This window comes from Pelomonas parva (genome assembly GCF_043555835.1).
GTDB lineage: Bacteria > Pseudomonadota > Gammaproteobacteria > Burkholderiales > Burkholderiaceae_C > Pelomonas > Pelomonas parva.
In genome coordinates, this window is record NZ_JBIGHV010000009.1 from 109,086 (window position 1) to 125,924 (window position 16,839).

Genomic DNA, 16,839 nt, shown 5'->3' on the forward strand with positions numbered 1-16,839 from the left:
CTCTAGCCTTTGACTGCGCCGGCCACCAGGCCCCGCGTGAAATGCCGCCCGGCCAGCAGATAGACGATCAACGTCGGCGCCGCCGCCAGCAGCGCCGCCGCCATCTCCAGCGGGTAGGCGCGCGCGCCGGTTTCCGTCTGCGCGCTCAGCTGCGCCAGCGCCGCCGTGATGGGTCGCGCGTCCTCGGGCCCGAACACCAGGCCGAACAGGTATTCGTTCCAGATCGTCGTGAACTGCAGGATGAGCACGACGACAAAGATGGGTTTGGACAGCGGCAGCACGACGCGCCAGAGCAGCCGCCAGAAGCCCGCGCCGTCCAGCCGCGCGGCCTGCAGCAGCTCATCGGGGAAGGCGAGGAAGTGATTGCGGAAGAACAGCGCCAGCGGCAGGCTGTAGATGACGTGGATAGCGATGAGCAGGCCGAGCGACCGGTCCAGCCCCAGCCGCGCCATCGTGATGGCCAGCGGCAGCAGGTAGACCTTGATCGGCAGGAAGAAGGCCAGCACCAAGAGCAGCCCGACCCAGCGCTCGCCACGGAAGCGGTACTTGCACAGCACAAAGCCGTTGACGGCTGCGAGCAGCGCCGACAGCAGCACTGCGGGCACAGCCAGCATCAGGCTGATGCCGAAGCTGCCGTGCAGCTTCTCCCACGCCAGGCGCCAGGCCGCGAAGCTCGGCTCGCGCGGCAGCGAAAGGAAACCCTGCTGCGCCTCGGCCACGCCCTTGAAGCTGTTCATCAGCATCAGCAACAGCGGCAGCGCGATGACCAGCGCGGCGAGCATGGCCAGCAGATAGAGCGTCAGCCTTTTCATGCCACGCTCTTTCGCGAGCGCACCACGGCATAGGGCAATGCGATGGACAGCACCATCATCACCAGCACCATCGCGCTGGCCGCGCCCAGGCCGAGGCGGCTGCGCTCGAACGCCATCTGGAACATGTAGAAGGCCGGCAGCTCGCTCGCCTGGCCGGGGCCGCCCTCGGTCAGCACGACGACGAGGTCGAAGGTCTTGATGGCCGCCGGCAGCAGCACCAGCAGCGCCGAGAACAGGCTGGGCCCAAGCTGCGGCAGGATGACGCGCTTCAGCAGCTTCCAGCCCTGCGCGCCGTCCAGCCGCGCGGCCTGCAGCATGGAATCGTCGACGCCGCGCAGCCCGGCCAGGAAGATGGCCATGACGAAGCCGCTGATCTGCCACACCGCAGCCACGACGAGCGCGTAGACGGCCATGTCCTCCTGCGCCAGCCAGTCCCAGCGGAAGCTCGTCCAGCCCAGCGAGCGCACGCCTTCGGCCAGGCCTTGCTCGGGGTCCATCAGCCAGCGCCAGGCGCTGCCGGTCACGACCATGGACAGCGCCATCGGGTGCAGCCACACCCAGCGCAGCGCGCCCTCGCCGCGCAGCTTCTGGTCCAGCAGCAGCGCCAGGCCCAGGCCGATCAGCAAAGGCAGCAGCACGAAGCCGAGGCCGAAGCACAGCAGGTTCCACAGCGCGGCCTGCCAGCGCGGGTCCAGCAGCAGGCGCTCATACTGCTTGAGGCCGACGAACTCGTGGCTGGGCAGCAGGTTGGAGCGCGTCAGCGACAGCCAGCCTGTCCACAGCAGGAAGCCGTAGAAGAACACGGCGCCGACCAGCAGCAGCGGGATCAGGCAGGCGAGTGCGGTGCGGCGTTCGCTCATCAGTCGGTTTGCCTCAAGGCCTGCGCCAGCCGCGTCTGCGCCTGCTGGGCCGTCATGCGCTCGCTGGCCCAGTAGGCGGAGAGCACGTCCTTCAAGCCGCCATAGGCGCTCTCGCCCATGCTGGCGCTGAGCGCCAGTACCAGCTCACCGCGCGCCTCGCCGGCGCGGAAGTCCGCCGCCGAGCGCTGCGCGCAGGCGTTGAAGCCGGACAGGTCCGCATCGCGACGCACCGGGATGCCGCCCTTCAAACGCGCCAGCCGTGTCGACGTTTCCGGCGCCAGCAGCAGGCCGGCCAGACGCTGCTGCGCCCCCAGCCGCGCGGGCTGGGCGAAGAACACCAGCCGGTCGAACTCGAAGTAATGCAGGCCGGCATGGCCCGGCGCGGCCGTGCAGTCGTAGTCCACGCCAGGTTGCCAGCCGGCCTTCTGGAACTCGCCATTGGCCCAGTCGCCGGTGAACTGGAACACGGCGCGCCCCTGCAGCAGCAGCGCCGTGGCACCCGCCCAGTCGCGGCTGACCTGGCCGGCGTCGGTGTAGGTCTTCAGGCGGCGGAACTCCTGCAGCAGCGCCGTCATGCGCTCGCTGGCGAGCAGCGCCGGGTCGGCCTGCACCAGCGCGCGCTCGAAAAAGTCGCGCCCCGCGCGGCCCAGCACGACGGCGACGAAGAGGCTGAGCTTCTGCCCCGCCGAGCTGCCGATGGCCAGCGGCAGCAGGCCGGCGCGGCGCAGCGCCTCGGCGGTGCGGTGGAACTCGTCCCAGCTCTGCGGCACGGCAAGGCCGTGGGCGCGCAGCAGGCGCTGGTTGCTCCACAGCGTGTTGAGGCGGTGCACGTTCAGTGGCACGGCGGCCGGCTTGCCGGCGCTGCGCAGCTCGGTCGCCACCGCATGCGGCAGCGCGGCGAACTGCGCGTTGACGACCGGCCCCAGGTCGGCCAACGGCACGGCCTCGGCCCAGATGCGCAGCGGCTTGTCGGTCTGCGCCAACGTCGGCGGGTGGCCGGACAGGAAGCGCGCCTTCAGCAGCGTGCTGGCGTTGGACGCGCCGGCCACGGCCGTTGTCTTCAGGTCCACGCCGCCGCGCTGGGCGGCAGCCTTCAGCTCGGTGACCATGGCGGCCTCGCTGCCGGAGGTCCAGCCATGCAGCAGCTCCAGGTCGGCGGCTTGGGCGCTGGCGGCAAGCAGCAGCGTGATGAGGGCGGCGTGCTTCACGACAGCGCGTCCAATCGTTGCTGCAGTGGCTGCACCAGCGCGGGCAGCATCTCGTCCACCAGCGCGGCGGCGAGGTGCAGGCGCTGCTGGGCGTCGGCGGGCTTGTGGCCCGACCAGAGCGAATGGCCGAGCTCGATCAGATCGGCCAACGTGCCCAGCAGCGGCAGGGCCGGCAAAAGGTGTGGCGAGGCGGCCAGCAGCGCGCGCCAGGAAGGCAACTGCTGGCGGGCTTCGCTCAATGCGGCGAGCCATGCGGGCGCGCCGTGCAGCGACGCCATCAGCGGGCTCTCGGCTGGCAGCGCGTCGGCCAGGCGGTCCAGCGCCTCGCCCTGGTGGTAGGTCAGCGCGCGCTTCTTGGCGTGCTGGCGGGCATAGCCGGAGCCGGGCTCTAGCCACAGCGCCACGGACCGCAACAGCGCGCGGTCGGCGGGGTCGGGGCACAGCGCTTCGAACAGCGGCGCGGCGGGGTCGGCGGGGATGCGGCCGGTGGCGACGAGCCAGCGCTGCGCGGCAAGCAGTCGTTGAGTTAGGCGTTTGTCGTCTACAGGATCGCTCCACAGCCGCTCGGCCACGGCCAGCGCGCGCGGCCAGGTGCGCAGCGCGAGCTGAGGCGCCTCGACCAGTTCGGCCCACAGCGCGGCCTCGCCGCCAAGCATGGGCACGGCCTCACCCGCAGCGTCGGCGGGCCACACCGGCGCTTCATCGCGCCGCCACACGCAGGGCTGGCGCAGCGCGCCCAGGCGCAGCCAGCCTGCATCACTGCCGTCTGACGGCCCCCAGAACTCCAGCTCGCCCAGGTCGCTGTCGACCTGCAGCCGCCACGGGCCGGCGCCGATGATGACGCGCGGCGCCAGCCATTCGTCCAGCGTGCCGCTGCTGCGCAGGTGCAGCCGGGCTTCATCGGCGTTCAGCCACAGCCGGCCCTCGACACTCCATGCGCCAACCGTGGCCTGCAACGCCCAGGCCTCGCCACTCGCGAGGGGCGCACTGGGCCGCGTGGGCGGGCGCAGTGGGCGGCGCCAGTGGTAGGCGGCGGTGTGGATCTGGTCCAGGTAGAAGCCCGCGCTGCGCAGCCGGCCGGACAGGCCCGGCGGCGCCAGGCGCAAGGCTTCCTCGCCGCGCCAGCATTGCAGCAGGCTGCCCGGCGGCAGCGCGGTGGACTGGCCCATCTCGTCCCAGGCGACGAGCTTGCGGCCATGGCTATCCAGCAGCGCGCCGAGGCGGGCGAGGTAGGCGCCCTGCAGCTCGGCCAGGCAGGTGCCGCGCTGCTCGGCCAGCCGCGTCCATGCGGCCGGCGCCATCTCGTCGCCGCCGAGGTGGATGAAGGGGTCGGGGAACACCTCGGCCCATTCGACCAGCAGGCCGTCGACAAAGGCATACAGCGCGTCGCTGTCCGGGTTCACCGCCGCGCCGAAGACACCGAATCCGCGCTGCGCTTCGGTGGGCGCGGGCGCGCACAGCAGCTCCGGGTAGGCCAGGCCCAGCGCCCAGCAATGGCCGGGCAGGTCCAGCTCCGGCACGACGCGGATGCCGCGCTGGGCGGCCTCATCAACGAGGCGGCGCGCCTGGTCCAGCGTGTAGAAGACGCCGCCGCTGGCGCACTGCTGCAGGCGCGGGTAGCGGGGGGATTCGAGCCGCCAGGCCTGGTCGTCGGTCAGGTGCCAGTGCAGCACGTTGAGCCGCGCGGCGGCCATGCCGTCGAGCAGGTGCAGCAGCGCGTCGAACGGCAGCGGCCGGCGCGCCACGTCCACCAGCAGGCCGCGCCAGGGGTGGCGCGGCGCGTCGTCCACCTGCAGCGCCGGCAGCGAGCCCAAGCCCGCCTCGCGCGCCGCATGCCACAGCTGCGACAGCGCATGCAGGCCGTGCTGCACGCCGGCCGGCGTCGCTGCTTGCAGGCACACGACATCGGCGCCCAGGCGCAGGCGGAAGGATTCGTCGTCGCCCAGCAGCGGCAGTCTGGGCGTCAGGGTCGGCAGTACCAGCCGCGCCGCAGTGGTGGTTTCGTCTGCCGGCAACAGCGCCCGCCACTCGGCTGGCAGATCGCGCAAACCAGCCACCGCCGGCCCCGCGCCAGACAGCAGGGTCAGGGCTTGCGGCTGGGGCAGCAGCGCGGCGGCGAGCGAGGAAAACGACATGCGGTCATCTTCTGCGCGGTCGGCTTGGGCCTATCTCAAGCGCATCTGAAGGTTGTCTCAAGATGGGGGGGGGGAGGACAGCATCGCGGAGGCCACGGCGAGCGAATCGCCCGCCTCGCTCACCGCCACCAAGGTGAGGCGTTACCGAGCACTCCCGGCGCCAAAACAAAGGGGCGCCAGCGTCTGATCGCTGGCACGCGCCTCGCTCTGAACCGCAGCCTGCAACTCGAGCGCTTCAACGAGCCCCTTCAGGTCGCCCAGCACGGCCCCCACCTGTGTCGCCGTCGCCGCAAATCTCAACTCCAGCGTTTGCAGTGCATCCAGCACATCCTTGCTCTTGGATGCGCTGAGGCGGAAATTCGGGTTGCCTTCGCGCAAGCCCTTCAGCAGCTCCTTGAAGCTCTTGACATCGCGCGCCAGCACGAACACTGCATCCGGGTCCGCCCGACCTGCAACGATCAAGCTGCCCGCCGAGCGTGGGATGCGTTGCGCCAACATGCTGAGCCGGTTGACGGCGGCCATGCGCGGCGCGCTCAGCTTGCCGGACGCTTCCGCAGAGAAGACGTTGTCCACGGCCTCCTGTACGTCATCGACACGGGCGTAGATGCGCCGCCGTGCTTCGTGAAACTGCAGCACCGGGGTCCGCCGCGCCAACAGCGCCCGGGCCTTGGATGACAGGGCATGCAGATCGGCGGCGGGGATGCCGCCGCCGGCCTCCATGCGGCCCAGTTCAGCGGCCAGCGCGTCGAAGGCCGCCGCCTCCTCCGACAGCGTCTGGGTTGCGGCGAACTGCATCCCTCGCACATGCACCAATGCCTGGCAAGCCGCGCGGGTGGCGGTGTCGTCCTTGGGGCTGGCGTTGATCGGAGCAGCGACTGCGGTTGCAGTCAGTGCGGTGACGAGCAGGAATGCAGACAGTGACACGAGGCCTCCTCCCAGTGAGCGATGGAGGCGGCATCCTATGGCGTCGGGAAGCCCGCAGGTTGGGGTGAGCAACGCGAACCCCAACGAGCTATCCGGGCCGGATTCGTTGGGGTTCACTGCGTTCACCCCAACCTACCAACATCCGGCATACCGGCATCCGGCAGCTTCGCCACCACCTTGATCTCAAAGTCAAAGCCATACAGCCAGGTCACGCCGACGCCCGTCAACGTCGGGTGCGGCGCCTCGCCCCAGAACTCGCCGACGATGGGCCAGATGCGCTCGAACTTCTCAGCCGGGTCGACGATGAAGACGGTCACGTCGACGACGTCGTCGAAGCTGCAACCAGCGGCCGCAAGGACGGCGTTGAGGTTCTGGAAGGCCAGCCGCACTTGCGCTTCCAGCTCGGGCTCTGGCGAGCCGTCGGGCCGGCTGCCGACCTGGCCCGACACGAACAGAAAGCCGTTGGAGCGGATGGCTGGCGAGTAGCGGTTGCGCTCGTAGAGGGCCTGGCGGCCGGGTGGGAAGACGACGTCGCGTGCGGGCATTGGGGGTTCCTGAAATGCGGAGTGATCGAGAACCGAAACTCTAGGAACACCGCGCCTGCCGATAAACAGGCAAGGCGCACAAACACTGTTTGGCCAGCCCAAACAACGGAGTTCCGATGGACCGATTCGACGCGCTGCAGGCCTTCGTCCGCGTGGTGGAGGCCGGCAGCTTCACCAAGGCAGCGCTGACGCTGCACATGAGCAAGACGACCGTGACGCAGCTGGTGCAGCAGCTGGAGGCACGCCTGCGCGTGAAGCTGCTGCACCGCACGACGCGCCAGGTGACGGTGACGACCGAGGGCGCCGCCTACTACGAGCGCGTCGTGCGGGTGCTCTCCGATCTGGAGGAGGCCGACGCCGGCCTGAGCGGCGATGCCAGCGCGCCGAGCGGCTGCCTGCGCGTGGACGTGCCCAGCCCGTTCGCGCGCCTGGTCCTGATGCCTGCCCTCCCCGACTTCCACCGCCGCTACCCGGGCATCCAGCTGGACATGGGCGTCAGCGACCGGGTGGTCGACGTGATCGGCGACAACGTCGACTGCGTGCTGCGCGGCGGCGAAGTGACCGTGCCGTCACTGATCGCGCGGCGGGTCGGCGAGCTGCATATGGGCGTGTATGCCGCGCCCGACTATCTGCGCAGCGCCGGCACGCCCGCGCACCCAAGCGAGCTTGAAGACACGCAGCACCTCATCGTCGGCTTCCTGCGCGCCAGCAGCGGCACGGTGGCGCCCATGGTCATGCGACGCGGCGAGGAGACCGTGGCGGTCGATGGCCGCTACGTCGTCTCGGCCGACGACGGCAACGCCTATCTGGCGGCCGGCCTGGCCGGGATGGGCGTGCTCTGGCTGCCGCGCTACATGGCCGAGCCCCATGCGGCGTGCGGGGAGCTTCTGCGCCTGTTCGAGGACTGGCGCATCGCGCCCATGCCGATGGTCCTGGCCTACCCGGCAACCCGCCACGTCAGCGCCAGGCTGCGCGCCTTCATGGGCTGGGTCGATGAGCTGATGGCGACGCTGCCGGGGCCTGACTAGCCCCGCAGGATCTTCTCCATCGCCCTGCCCTTGGCGAGTTCATCGACCAGCTTGTCCAGCCAGCGGATCTGCTGCATCAGCGGGTCGTCGACTGCTTCCACGCGCACGCCGCAGACCACGCCCTTGATGAGCGCCGTGTTGGGATGCAGCGCCGGCGCCTGGGCGAAGAAGGTCTCGAAGTCGGCCGCAACGTCCAGCTGCCGCCGCAGCCCGACCTCGTCATACCCCGTCAGCCAGCAGATCACCTGGTCCACCTCCGCCGGCGTGCGGCCCTTGGCCTCGGCCTTGCGGACATAGAGCGGATAGACCTTGGCGAATGCGGTGGTGAAGATGCGGTGGCCAGGCATGGGCATGACTCCTGAGGCTGCACGCATGCTGCCACGCCGCGCCATGCCTTCTGGGACGGTCATGGGGCACGCGTATGCTTTCCCGGCACGCCGCCTGCGGCTGCAGTCCACACCCTTCATTCAGGAGCTATCCATGTCCGCGAATCCCCACGCCATCAGCTGGTTCGAGATCCCTGTGACTGACTTTGCCCGCGCCAAGGCCTTCTACGAGACGGTGCTGGGCCTGAGCATCCAGACCATGGAAATGGGGCCCATGACCATGGGCTTCCTGTCCTCCGACCCCGAGGCCATCGGCGGCGCCATCGTGCAGGGCGAGGGCTGCACACCGTCGCAGCAAGGCACCGTGGTCTACCTCAACGGCGGCGACGACCTGGCGGACAAGCTCGCCCGCGTCGAAGGCGCCGGCGGCTCGGTCGCCGTGCCCAAGACCGACATCGGCAATGGCTTCGGCTTCTTCGCGCACTTCATCGACACCGAGGGCAACAAGCTGGGCCTGCACTCCATGCAGTGACGCCAGCGCAAATTCGCCGCATGCGATTCCTGCACCGACTCCTGCTCCTGGCCTGCCTGCCACTGCTGGCCCACTGCGCCAGCACTGGCGGCAACTGCAGCGCCCCCTACGCCGCCTCGCCGCAGTTCAAGGACTGCGCCTTCGTCAACCCGCCCAACCCCGACACGCCGCCGAGCGCGGGCGCCTGGTCGATCTGGTCGCGCTTCATCTTCGCCAGCAAGGTGGGCACGGTGCCCATCGACGCCATTCCCGTGCGGCCGCTGACGACGGCGCAGCTGGAGGCGCTGGACCCGCAGGCCAATCATGTCGTGCGGCTGGGTCATTCGTCGCACCTGCTGAAGCTGCAGGGCCGGTTCTGGCTCATCGACCCGGTGTTCGGCGAGCGCGTGTCGCCCGTCGGCTTTGCCGGCCCCAAGCGCTTCCATGCGCCGCCGCTGACGCTGCAGCAGCTGCCGGCCATCGAAGGCCTGATCCTGTCGCACGACCACTACGACCACCTGGACGTGCCCACCATCGAGTACCTGGCGCAGCGCGTGCAGCGCTACTTCGTGCCGCTGGGCGTCAAGCGGCGCCTCGTGGAGATGGGCGTGCCGGCCGAACGCGTGCAGGAGTTCGACTGGTGGCAGGGCGCCACGCAGGCCGGCGTGCGGGTCACAGCCACGCCGGCGCAGCATTTCTCGGGCCGCAGCCTCAGCGACCGCAACAGCACGCTGTGGGCCTCGTGGGTCATCGAGAGCGGCGGGCAGCGCATCTTCTACAGCGGCGACACCGGCTACTTCCCCGGCTTCAAGCAGATCGGCGACCGCTTCGGCGGCTTCGATGTCGCGCTGATGGAGAACGGCGCCTACGACGCCTACTGGCCGGCGGTGCACATGACGCCGGAGCAAAGCGTGCAGGCCTTCGTCGACCTGCGCGGCAAGCTGCTGTACTCGGTGCACAACAGCACCTTCGACCTGGCCTTCCACACCTGGCAGGACCCGCTGAACCGGATGGCCGACCTGGCGGCCGCGAAGGGCATCGCGCTGGCGACGCCGGAGATCGGCGAAGTGCTGACGGTGGGGCAGGCGCGCAGCAACAGGCGGTGGTGGGTGGGGTTGAGGTAGAGATCGCTCTCCGCAGCCGGCGGACTCACCCCACCGGCCGATACGCCACCACATCGATTTCCACCTTCGCCGGAATCATCAGCCGCGACTCCACCGTCGAGCGCGCTGGCTTGCCGCTCGGGAAGTAGCCCATGTAGACACGATTGAAGGCGCCGAAGTCGCGGGCGTCTTCGAGCCAGACCGTCGTCTTGCAGACGTCGGCCAGCGTCGCACCGGCCAGCGCCAACGCGGCCTCCAGGTTGGCGAAGACCTGGCGCGTCTGCGCCTCGATGCCGCCGTCGACGATCTGGCCGCTGGCGTCCACCGGCACCTGGCCGGAGACGTAGACGAAGTCGCCGGCGCGCACGGCCGGGGACAGGGGGCGGGGCTGGCGGTCGCTGGCGGTGGGCTCGGCGCCGAGAAAGATCAGTTGGGTAGTCATGGCACGGCAGTCTGGTGGCCCGAATCGCCGCGCGCAAGAGTGCCCTTTAGATGGCCTTCAGACAGCGGCGCGATGATGACGGCATGGAGCAAGACGACACCCCGCGCCCCGGCTGGCTGGGCCCCTGGCTGAAGGGCTTCCCCGCGCTGCAGGCGCCACTGCCACTGGCCGACGTGGCGCAGCGCGGCTGGACGATCGATGCGCTGCCCACGCCGCTGGCCGTCGTGCGACAGGCCGCGCTGGTGCACAACATCGAATGGATGCAGCGCTTCGCGACCGAGCGCGGCGTGCAGCTGGCACCGCATGGCAAGACGACGATGAGCCCGCAGCTGTTCCGCCGCCAGCTCGACGCCGGCGCCTGGGGGCTGACGTTCGCCAACGTGCATCAGCTGCGCCTGGGCCTGGCAGCAGGCGCGCGGCGGGCGCTGATTGCCAACCAGCTCGTCAGCGCCGCCGACCTCGCCGAGCTGCTGGACCTGCGCCGCCGCCACGCCGGCGTGGAGCTGGCCTTCTTTGTCGACTCACAGGCGCAGCTGGACCTGCTAGCCGCGCACTGGGCGCAGCTCGGTGCGGGCGAAGACCGTGTGGATGTGCTGATCGAGCTGGGCACCTCGCGCTGCGGCGTGCGCGAGCACGGCACCGCGCTGGCTCTGGCGCGGGCGCTGAAAGACCACCCGGCGCTGCGGCTGCGTGGCATCGGCTTCTACGAAGGGCTGCAGGTTGTCGGCGAGACCGAACCCGACCGGGCGCTGATGCAGCAGTGGCAGGCGCGTGTCGAGGCGTTGCTGGCAGACATCGAAACCGAAGGGCTCATCGCCGTGCAGCCGCTGTGGCTCAGCGGTGGCGGCTCGGCGCTGTTCGACCTTGTTGCGCCGGTGCTGGCGGGCAAGCCAGGACGGATCGGTTTGCTGCGTTCGGGCTGCTACGTCTGCCACGACCACGCGCACTACGGCCGCTACATGCGGACGATGGACGAGCGCATGGGCACGCCGTTCGGCGCGCCCAGCCTGCAGCCCGCGCTGGAGGTGTGGACGCAGGTGCTGTCCGCCCCCGAGCCCGGCCTGGCGCTGCTGAACGCGGGCCGGCGCGATGTGTCGTTCGACCAAGGCTGGCCGGTGCCGGTCTGGCATCTGCGCGGCGGTGAGCGGGTGGTGCCCAAGGGCTGGCAGGTGATGGGGCTGAACGACCAGCACGCCTATCTGCGCTGGGACCCGGCCGAGTGCGATGGCCCGGCCGTCGGCGAGCGCGTCGCGCTGGGGCCGTCGCACCCGTGCACGACCTTCGACAAGTGGGCGTGGCTGGCGGTCGTCGATGAGCGCGACCGCGTGGTGGACGCGATTACGACGCAGTTCAGCTGATGGAGCTTCTGCAACGCGCGCTGATCGTCGACGGCAGCGGCGCGCCGGGCTGGGTCGGCGATCTGCTGATAGCCGGAGAGCGCATTGCCGCGTTGGGCACGGCGCTGCACGTCGACCTCGCCATTCCGCGCCGCGACTGCACCGGCCTGGTCCTCGCACCCGGCTTCATCGACGCCCACAGCCACGACGACGCTGCCCTCATCGCGGCGCCGGGCATGTTGCCCAAGCTGACCCAAGGCGTGACCACCGTCGTCACCGGCAACTGCGGCATCTCGCTGGCGCCGCTGGTGACGGCCGACCCGCCACCGCCGATGAACCTGCTGGCGCGCGAGCAGTTCCGGCACGCCTCGTTTGCCGACTGGCGCGCCGCCGTGGACGCGGCCCGGCCGGCCGTCAACGCGGTGGGCCTGGTGGGCCACACGGCGCTGCGGCTGCGCTGCATGAGCGACACGAACCGCCCCGCCACCGCCGCCGAACGCGAGGCGATGTGCGCGCTGCTCGACGAGGCCATGAGCCAGGGCGCGGCCGGTCTGTCCTCCGGCACCTTCTACGCACCCGCCGCCGCAGCCGACGCCACCGAGCTGCTGGCCCTGGCCCGCGTCGCCGCGCGGCACGGCGGCGTCTACGCGGTGCACCTGCGCAACGAGATGGCCGATGTGCTGGCCGCCATCACCGAGGCCGCCGACAGCGCCCACGAAGCCGGCCTGCCCCTGGTCATCTCCCACCACAAATGCGCCGGCCGCGCGCAGTGGGGGCGCAGCCTGCAGACACTGGCGCTGATCGAGCGGCTGAGCGAGAGGCAGGCGCTGGGGCTGGACGTCTACCCCTACCTGGCCGGCTCCACCGTGCTGCGCGAAGACCTGGCCGATGGCATCACGCCCATCCGCCTGACCTGGAGCGAAGCCCACCCCGAGCTCGCTGGCCGCTGGCTGGCCGACATTGCGCTCGACTGGGCGTGTAGCGAACCCGAGGCCGTGGCGCGGCTGCAGCCGGGCGGCGCCTGCTACTTCCAGATGCACGCCGACGACGTGGACCGCATCCTCACTCACCCGCTGGCCATGATCGGCTCGGACGGCCTGCCGCACGACCACTTCCCGCACCCCCGGCTGTGGGGCGCCTTCCCGCGCGTGTGGGCCCACTACGGGCGCGAGCGCGGGTTGCTGACGCTGGAGCAGGCGGTGCACAAGATGACGGGGCTGACGGCGCAGCGGTTTGGGTTGCGGGACCGGGGCGTGCTGCGGGTGGGCGCGGCGGCGGACCTGGTGCTGTTCGATGCCGAGCGGCTGGCGGACCGGGCGGACTACGGCACGCCGGCACTGCCCGCTGCGGGCATCGCGGCCGTGTGGGTCAACGGACAACTGGCACTGCAAGCCGGCGAGCCAAGAGCGCGCGCAGGCCGCGTGCTTGGCCGCCGTGAACGAACCTGCAGGTTGGGGTGAGCCTGCGAACCCCAACGCGCCATCGGGCGCGCATCGTTGGGGTTCACTTCGTTCACCCCAACCTACAGCGCTGCAACAGCGCGGCGATGATGCGCGCTTGCGAACGTGGCCCTTCGCCACGATTCAAGCCGCGCGGACTGGCCGCTCACCGCCGCCTCACCCGCGCCAAGTTCCTCACCCCACCAGGACAACAGCCATGACCTCGACCATGTACATGCAATCGGTTCCCGTCTTCAAGCAGATGCTGAGCGCCATGAAGGACGTGCTGGCAAAGGCCGACGCACACGCCACCGCTCACGCCATCGAGCCTGCGGCCTACCTGCAGGCGCGGCTCTTCCCCGACATGTTTGCCTTGCTGAAGCAGGTGCAGATCGCGGCGGACTTTGCGCGTGGCGTCAGCGCACGTCTTGCGGGCGTGGCCGTTCCCGCCAATGACGGACAGGAGCAGACCTTCGCCGACCTGACCGCCCTGCTGGACGAAAGCCTGCGCTTCCTGGACAGCCTGCAGCCGGCGCAGTTCGACGCCGCCGACGAGCGCGAGATCGTCTTGCGCCCTGGCACGCCCAAGGAAAGGAAGTTCAGCGGCCGAGCCTATCTGGCCCACTACGGACTGCCGCAGTTCTTCTTTCACGTCACCACCGTCTACGCCATCCTGCGCCACAACGGCATCCAGATCGGCAAGAAGGACTACATGGGCGCGTACTGAGCAGGCAACTGCGCTCGCCCTGGCTGTAGCCCCTTGTCGCGCAGCACGGTTCTGAACCTGTACGCGCGCAAAGTCGTGGGCTGGGCGAAGGCGCCGAGCATGCACTCGGCATTGGTCTGCGCGGCGCTGCAACTGGCCATCGCGCAACGGCATGCGGCGCATGGGCTGATCGTTCATTCGGACCGAGGCAGCTCGTAGGCTGGGGTGAGTCTGTGAACCCCAGCGTCTCAACAACGATCCCGTTGGGGTTCACTTCGTTCACCCCAACCTACGCGCTGACCGCGTTGCCACGATGGACTATGACTCAGCAATCATTGCCTCAACAACTACGTCGTCAAGGATTTCTCGCTCGTACACGTAACGGTCCAGCCCGTCCCTGGGACCGAGGACCAAAGGTGCAGCGGTGGAGGCGCGGTTTGTCACGAGCACGGTAAAGGCCGATCTAATGCCAACCCTCGCGGTCTCATGAAGAACACCCGCCGGAACTTCGTAGGATGAGCCGGCGCTGTACGTGCGGCGACGAAGCACAGAAAGCTTGAGTGTCGCGTCCGTCTTTGTCAGTGTGGAACGATCACCGCTGTACTCCGTCCGATAAACAGACAACTCTTGCCCCTCAGACGATGCCGAGTACTCGACGTTCTCGACCGATCCGCCAAGAACCCAGCTCCTGAACTCGAAAAGGTGGTCATGAATTTGGCACTCGGGAGACTGCTGGGCTCCGCCCACCAAAGGCCAGTAGTGCAATCGCACCGTACGTATACCCTCGGAAAAGAGCGTGCACGCGAGGAATCCCAGTGGGTGCAGCCTGAATGGTGCACGAAGCTCGCGGCGAAGCGATAGCAGGTCTGGCAGGCCAAGACGGCCATCCATCAGCTGTCGCTGTACTTGGTCGATGAGTGACGACATTTTCAGTAGGGATCGCTTGGAGTATTGATGGCGACAAGGAGCCTCGCCATATCCAATTCAACAAGCTTCGCATCCTCAAAGATGCCGGAACACTTGAGCGCTTCCCGCAGCTTTGCCTCGTCCAGAGGGCCTGCGAACTCCAGTTTGCCGCAGCACACCATCTCTTTGGATTGACGCTCGGTCAGACGCACATCGTCCTTGTAGGAGTCATAGAAATATGTGCCGCTGTCCGCGCGAAGCGCGGATGCCTCCTTGTCTTCCTTCGTTACAACGACGTACTGATCTGAGATATCCAAGCGGAACGCGGAGAAGTGGTCAACGAAGAAGACGCGAATGCGGAGAAGTGGCTCTGAAAACTGGAACCTCAGTGCTGTAACAGCCGTTGCTAGAACCTCCTCCTGCACGACCTGACGAGTCCATGGCTTGCCGGAGTTGCCGGACTTCAGACTTCTTCTGTAGGTCGCATAGGCGGCGCACAGGTCGTCGTTCTTGGGGTTCAAGATGCAGATGGTTATGTCCTTGCCGATGCCTTCTGTGCGTGCCGCCTCGGCAAGTTTTGGGATTGTTGTTGCCCGCGTGTACCGTCCACACGCCCCCTTGTAGACCCACGATCGGGTCGCGCTCGCGGCGGACTTCAGCAATGGATTGATTTGCTTGGGAGCGACAACATCGATCGCAGATCGCTTGACGATCGACGGGGTAAGCCAGAAGACAAACCCCCCAAGGAAGACAGCAAGGAACAGCGACACCACGAGGTTGTCCAGAAGTGCCCCGAATAGAGCAGCGCTCGTGAGTGCATGTGCTGGCGCGAAGTAGGGCAGAACGAAGAACCTTGTCACGAGCGCGAGCGCCAGTACCAGCGCGACTACGCCGAAGAAGGTTCTACGGTAATGTTGCTTGGAGAGTATTTCGTCCATCGGGTTGCTTTGCGGAGGAACTCCGTGCCTAAAGAATGAGCTGACAGCGATCGCGGAGGCATGGCTCCATCGCGCGATATCGGAAACATAGTAGGGCTCCTCGCCGCTGACCATTTGCGCTATCGGCCAAGCTTACAAGCACGGCAAAGCGAACCGTGGCGAACTATTGCACCCAGCCTGAAGCCGTCCATCTATCTGTCAAACACCGCCGAGCGCAGTCATCGCTGCCGCGCAGCATCACCTTTCAAGCCTCCGCCCGCGGAAACCTGACCTTCACCGTCAACCCGCAGCCGTCGAGACCGTCCAGCAGCTCAACCGTCGCCCCATGCTGCGCCGCCGCCCGCTCAACGATGGTGAGCCCCAGGCCGCTGCCGTGGCATTGCTGGTCGCTCTGTAGCCGCACGAAGCGCTCGAACACGCGCTCGCGCAGCTCGGCCGGAATGCCGGGACCTTCGTCGCTGATCGTCAGCGTCACGGCATCAGCCTCTTCCACCAGCGCCGCGCTGACGTGGCCGCCGGCTGGCGAGTACTTGATGGCGTTGTCGACGAGGTTGTCCACCAGGCTGCACATGGACTCGCGGTTGAGCCACATGGGCAGTTCCTCGGGCGACTCCAGCGCCAGCTCGATGCGCCGCTTCACCGCCAGCCCGCTGGCCAGCGCGATGCGCTCGCGCACGAGGTCGACGAGGTCGTGCCGGGTCTTGCTCAGGTCCACCGTGTCGGCGCCCGAGCGGGCCAGGGCCAGCAGCTGGTGCACCGTGTGCGTGGCGCGCTGCACGCCCAGACGCAGGCGCTCTCTCGCCTCGTCGCGGGCGCGCGGGTCGGGCTGGTCCAGGCCCTCGGCGCTGAGCTGGATGACGGCCAGCGGCGTCTTCAGCTCGTGGGCGGCGTCGGCGAGGAACTCGTGCTCGCGGTCCAGCCGCTGCTGCAGCCGCGTCATCAGCGAGTTGACGGCGTTGACCAGCGGCGCCAGCTCCACGTAGCGCGTGGCGGGCAGCGGTGTCAGGTCTTGCGCCGAGCGCTGCGAGATCTGCGCGCCGATGCGCTGCAGCGGCGCAAAGCCGAGGCGGAACAGCAGCCACAGCGGCAGCGCCAGCAGCGGCAGGCCGTAGAGCAGCGGGCGGGCGTAGTAGCTCAGGCCGGCGAGGCTGAAGTGCCAGTCGCCGGGGCGCTCCTGCCAGCGGCGCACGACCAGCTCGCGCGTGGCGTCGCGCACCTCGGTGTAGAGCCAGCGGTCGTCCTGGCCGGGCACGGCTTCCTGCGGCAGCACGCGCTCGCGGCCGGTCAGGTCGGGCTTCAGCTCTGCCAGCACGGCGTCGCGCCGCAGCACCTGCAGCAGGCGGAACGGCGTGCGGTGGCCCTTGAGCCGCCATTCGCGTTCGCGCATGCCTTCCAGCGCCAGCAGGGCCTGGCCGAGCTGCGCCGGGTCAGTGTGCGTGTCGCGCGCGCGCTCCAGCGCCAGCTCGGCCCACAGCACGTTCTCGGCCTGCCCGTTGTTGACCTGCAGCACGCGGATGTCGATCAGCTCGCGGGCGACGAGGAAGAGCCAGCACAGGAACAGCACGGCAAACACCGCGCCGAGGCTGCGGCGGAACAGCGATCTTGGCGCTGCCGTCACG

The 16,839-nt window shown here is 68.8% G+C and carries 16 protein-coding genes and 1 pseudogene; 7 read left to right on the top strand and 10 right to left on the bottom strand.

The window, feature by feature from the left end; all coding sequences use genetic code 11:
* Positions 1-2 precede the first annotated feature (2 nt).
* The 6 genes from ACG00Y_RS22370 to ACG00Y_RS22395 form a co-directional block, all read right to left on the bottom strand.
* Positions 3-812 carry a carbohydrate ABC transporter permease gene (locus ACG00Y_RS22370; protein ID WP_394482739.1) on the bottom strand — a complete coding sequence of 270 codons (810 nt, stop codon included), beginning with the start codon at positions 810-812 and terminating at the stop codon, positions 3-5.
* Positions 809-1,672: a carbohydrate ABC transporter permease gene (locus ACG00Y_RS22375; RefSeq protein ID WP_394482741.1), complete on the bottom strand. Its 864-nt coding sequence runs from the start codon at positions 1,670-1,672 to the stop codon at positions 809-811. Before ACG00Y_RS22375 ends, ACG00Y_RS22370 begins: the two co-directional genes overlap by 4 nt.
* On the bottom strand, positions 1,672-2,880 hold the full coding sequence (locus ACG00Y_RS22380) for an ABC transporter substrate-binding protein (RefSeq protein WP_394482743.1): 1,209 nt from the start codon (positions 2,878-2,880) through the stop codon (positions 1,672-1,674). The genes ACG00Y_RS22375 and ACG00Y_RS22380 overlap by 1 nt, the downstream gene beginning before the upstream one ends.
* The gene (locus ACG00Y_RS22385) at positions 2,877-5,015 is read right to left on the bottom strand and encodes a family 20 glycosylhydrolase (protein WP_394482745.1); all 2,139 of its coding nucleotides are present in this window, start codon (positions 5,013-5,015) and stop codon (positions 2,877-2,879) included. The genes ACG00Y_RS22380 and ACG00Y_RS22385 overlap by 4 nt, the downstream gene beginning before the upstream one ends.
* A gap of 141 nt (positions 5,016-5,156) precedes the next feature.
* Positions 5,157-6,056, bottom strand: coding sequence for a hypothetical protein (locus ACG00Y_RS22390; protein ID WP_394482747.1), 900 nt, complete (start codon positions 6,054-6,056; stop codon positions 5,157-5,159).
* Between the two features lie 5 nt (positions 6,057-6,061).
* Positions 6,062-6,484, bottom strand: coding sequence for a RidA family protein (locus ACG00Y_RS22395; protein ID WP_394482749.1), 423 nt, complete (start codon positions 6,482-6,484; stop codon positions 6,062-6,064).
* Positions 6,485-6,600: 116 nt separating this feature from the next.
* Between ACG00Y_RS22395 and ACG00Y_RS22400 the strand changes: the two genes are divergently transcribed.
* Positions 6,601-7,512 carry a LysR family transcriptional regulator gene (locus ACG00Y_RS22400; RefSeq protein WP_394482751.1) on the top strand — a complete coding sequence of 304 codons (912 nt, stop codon included), beginning with the start codon at positions 6,601-6,603 and terminating at the stop codon, positions 7,510-7,512.
* Here the strand turns inward: ACG00Y_RS22400 and ACG00Y_RS22405 are convergent.
* A complete protein-coding gene (locus tag ACG00Y_RS22405) occupies positions 7,509-7,859 on the bottom strand; it encodes a DUF2200 domain-containing protein (protein WP_394482753.1) in 351 nt (116 codons plus the stop codon). The genes ACG00Y_RS22400 and ACG00Y_RS22405 overlap by 4 nt on opposite strands.
* Before the next feature lie 133 nt (positions 7,860-7,992).
* Here ACG00Y_RS22405 and ACG00Y_RS22410 point away from each other — a divergent pair, with 133 nt between their 5' ends.
* Together ACG00Y_RS22410 and ACG00Y_RS22415 are read left to right on the top strand one after the other, a co-directional pair.
* Positions 7,993-8,370 (top strand): VOC family protein, encoded by a 378-nt coding sequence (locus tag ACG00Y_RS22410; protein ID WP_394482755.1) that lies wholly within the window; start codon positions 7,993-7,995, stop codon positions 8,368-8,370.
* 20 nt (positions 8,371-8,390) lie between these two features.
* The gene (locus ACG00Y_RS22415; RefSeq protein WP_394482756.1) at positions 8,391-9,473 is read left to right on the top strand and encodes an MBL fold metallo-hydrolase; all 1,083 of its coding nucleotides are present in this window, start codon (positions 8,391-8,393) and stop codon (positions 9,471-9,473) included.
* Positions 9,474-9,498: 25 nt separating this feature from the next.
* Here the strand turns inward: ACG00Y_RS22415 and ACG00Y_RS22420 are convergent, their stop codons facing one another.
* On the bottom strand, positions 9,499-9,894 hold the full coding sequence (locus tag ACG00Y_RS22420) for a RidA family protein (RefSeq protein WP_394482758.1): 396 nt from the start codon (positions 9,892-9,894) through the stop codon (positions 9,499-9,501).
* An 83-nt stretch (positions 9,895-9,977) separates the two neighbouring features.
* Between ACG00Y_RS22420 and ACG00Y_RS22425 the strand changes: the two genes are divergently transcribed.
* From ACG00Y_RS22425 to ACG00Y_RS22440, 4 genes and pseudogenes are all read left to right on the top strand, one after another.
* Entirely contained in the window at positions 9,978-11,252 is a 1,275-nt protein-coding gene (locus tag ACG00Y_RS22425) for an alanine racemase (RefSeq protein WP_394482759.1), read from the top strand.
* A complete protein-coding gene (locus ACG00Y_RS22430; protein ID WP_394482761.1) occupies positions 11,252-12,691 on the top strand; it encodes an N-acyl-D-amino-acid deacylase family protein in 1,440 nt (479 codons plus the stop codon). Before ACG00Y_RS22425 ends, ACG00Y_RS22430 begins: the two co-directional genes overlap by 1 nt.
* Before the next feature lie 196 nt (positions 12,692-12,887).
* A complete protein-coding gene (locus ACG00Y_RS22435) occupies positions 12,888-13,397 on the top strand; it encodes a DUF1993 domain-containing protein (RefSeq protein WP_394482762.1) in 510 nt (169 codons plus the stop codon).
* 57 nt (positions 13,398-13,454) lie between these two features.
* A pseudogene (locus ACG00Y_RS22440) lies at positions 13,455-13,589 on the top strand (IS3-like element ISPsy37 family transposase); the annotation flags it as partial.
* Positions 13,590-14,305: 716 nt separating this feature from the next.
* Here ACG00Y_RS22440 and ACG00Y_RS22445 read toward each other — a convergent pair.
* Both ACG00Y_RS22445 and ACG00Y_RS22450 read right to left on the bottom strand, forming a co-directional pair.
* Positions 14,306-15,220: a hypothetical protein gene (locus ACG00Y_RS22445; RefSeq protein WP_394482764.1), complete on the bottom strand. Its 915-nt coding sequence runs from the start codon at positions 15,218-15,220 to the stop codon at positions 14,306-14,308.
* Between the two features lie 244 nt (positions 15,221-15,464).
* Positions 15,465-16,838 (bottom strand): sensor histidine kinase, encoded by a 1,374-nt coding sequence (locus ACG00Y_RS22450; RefSeq protein ID WP_394482766.1) that lies wholly within the window; start codon positions 16,836-16,838, stop codon positions 15,465-15,467.
* Position 16,839 lies beyond the last annotated feature (1 nt).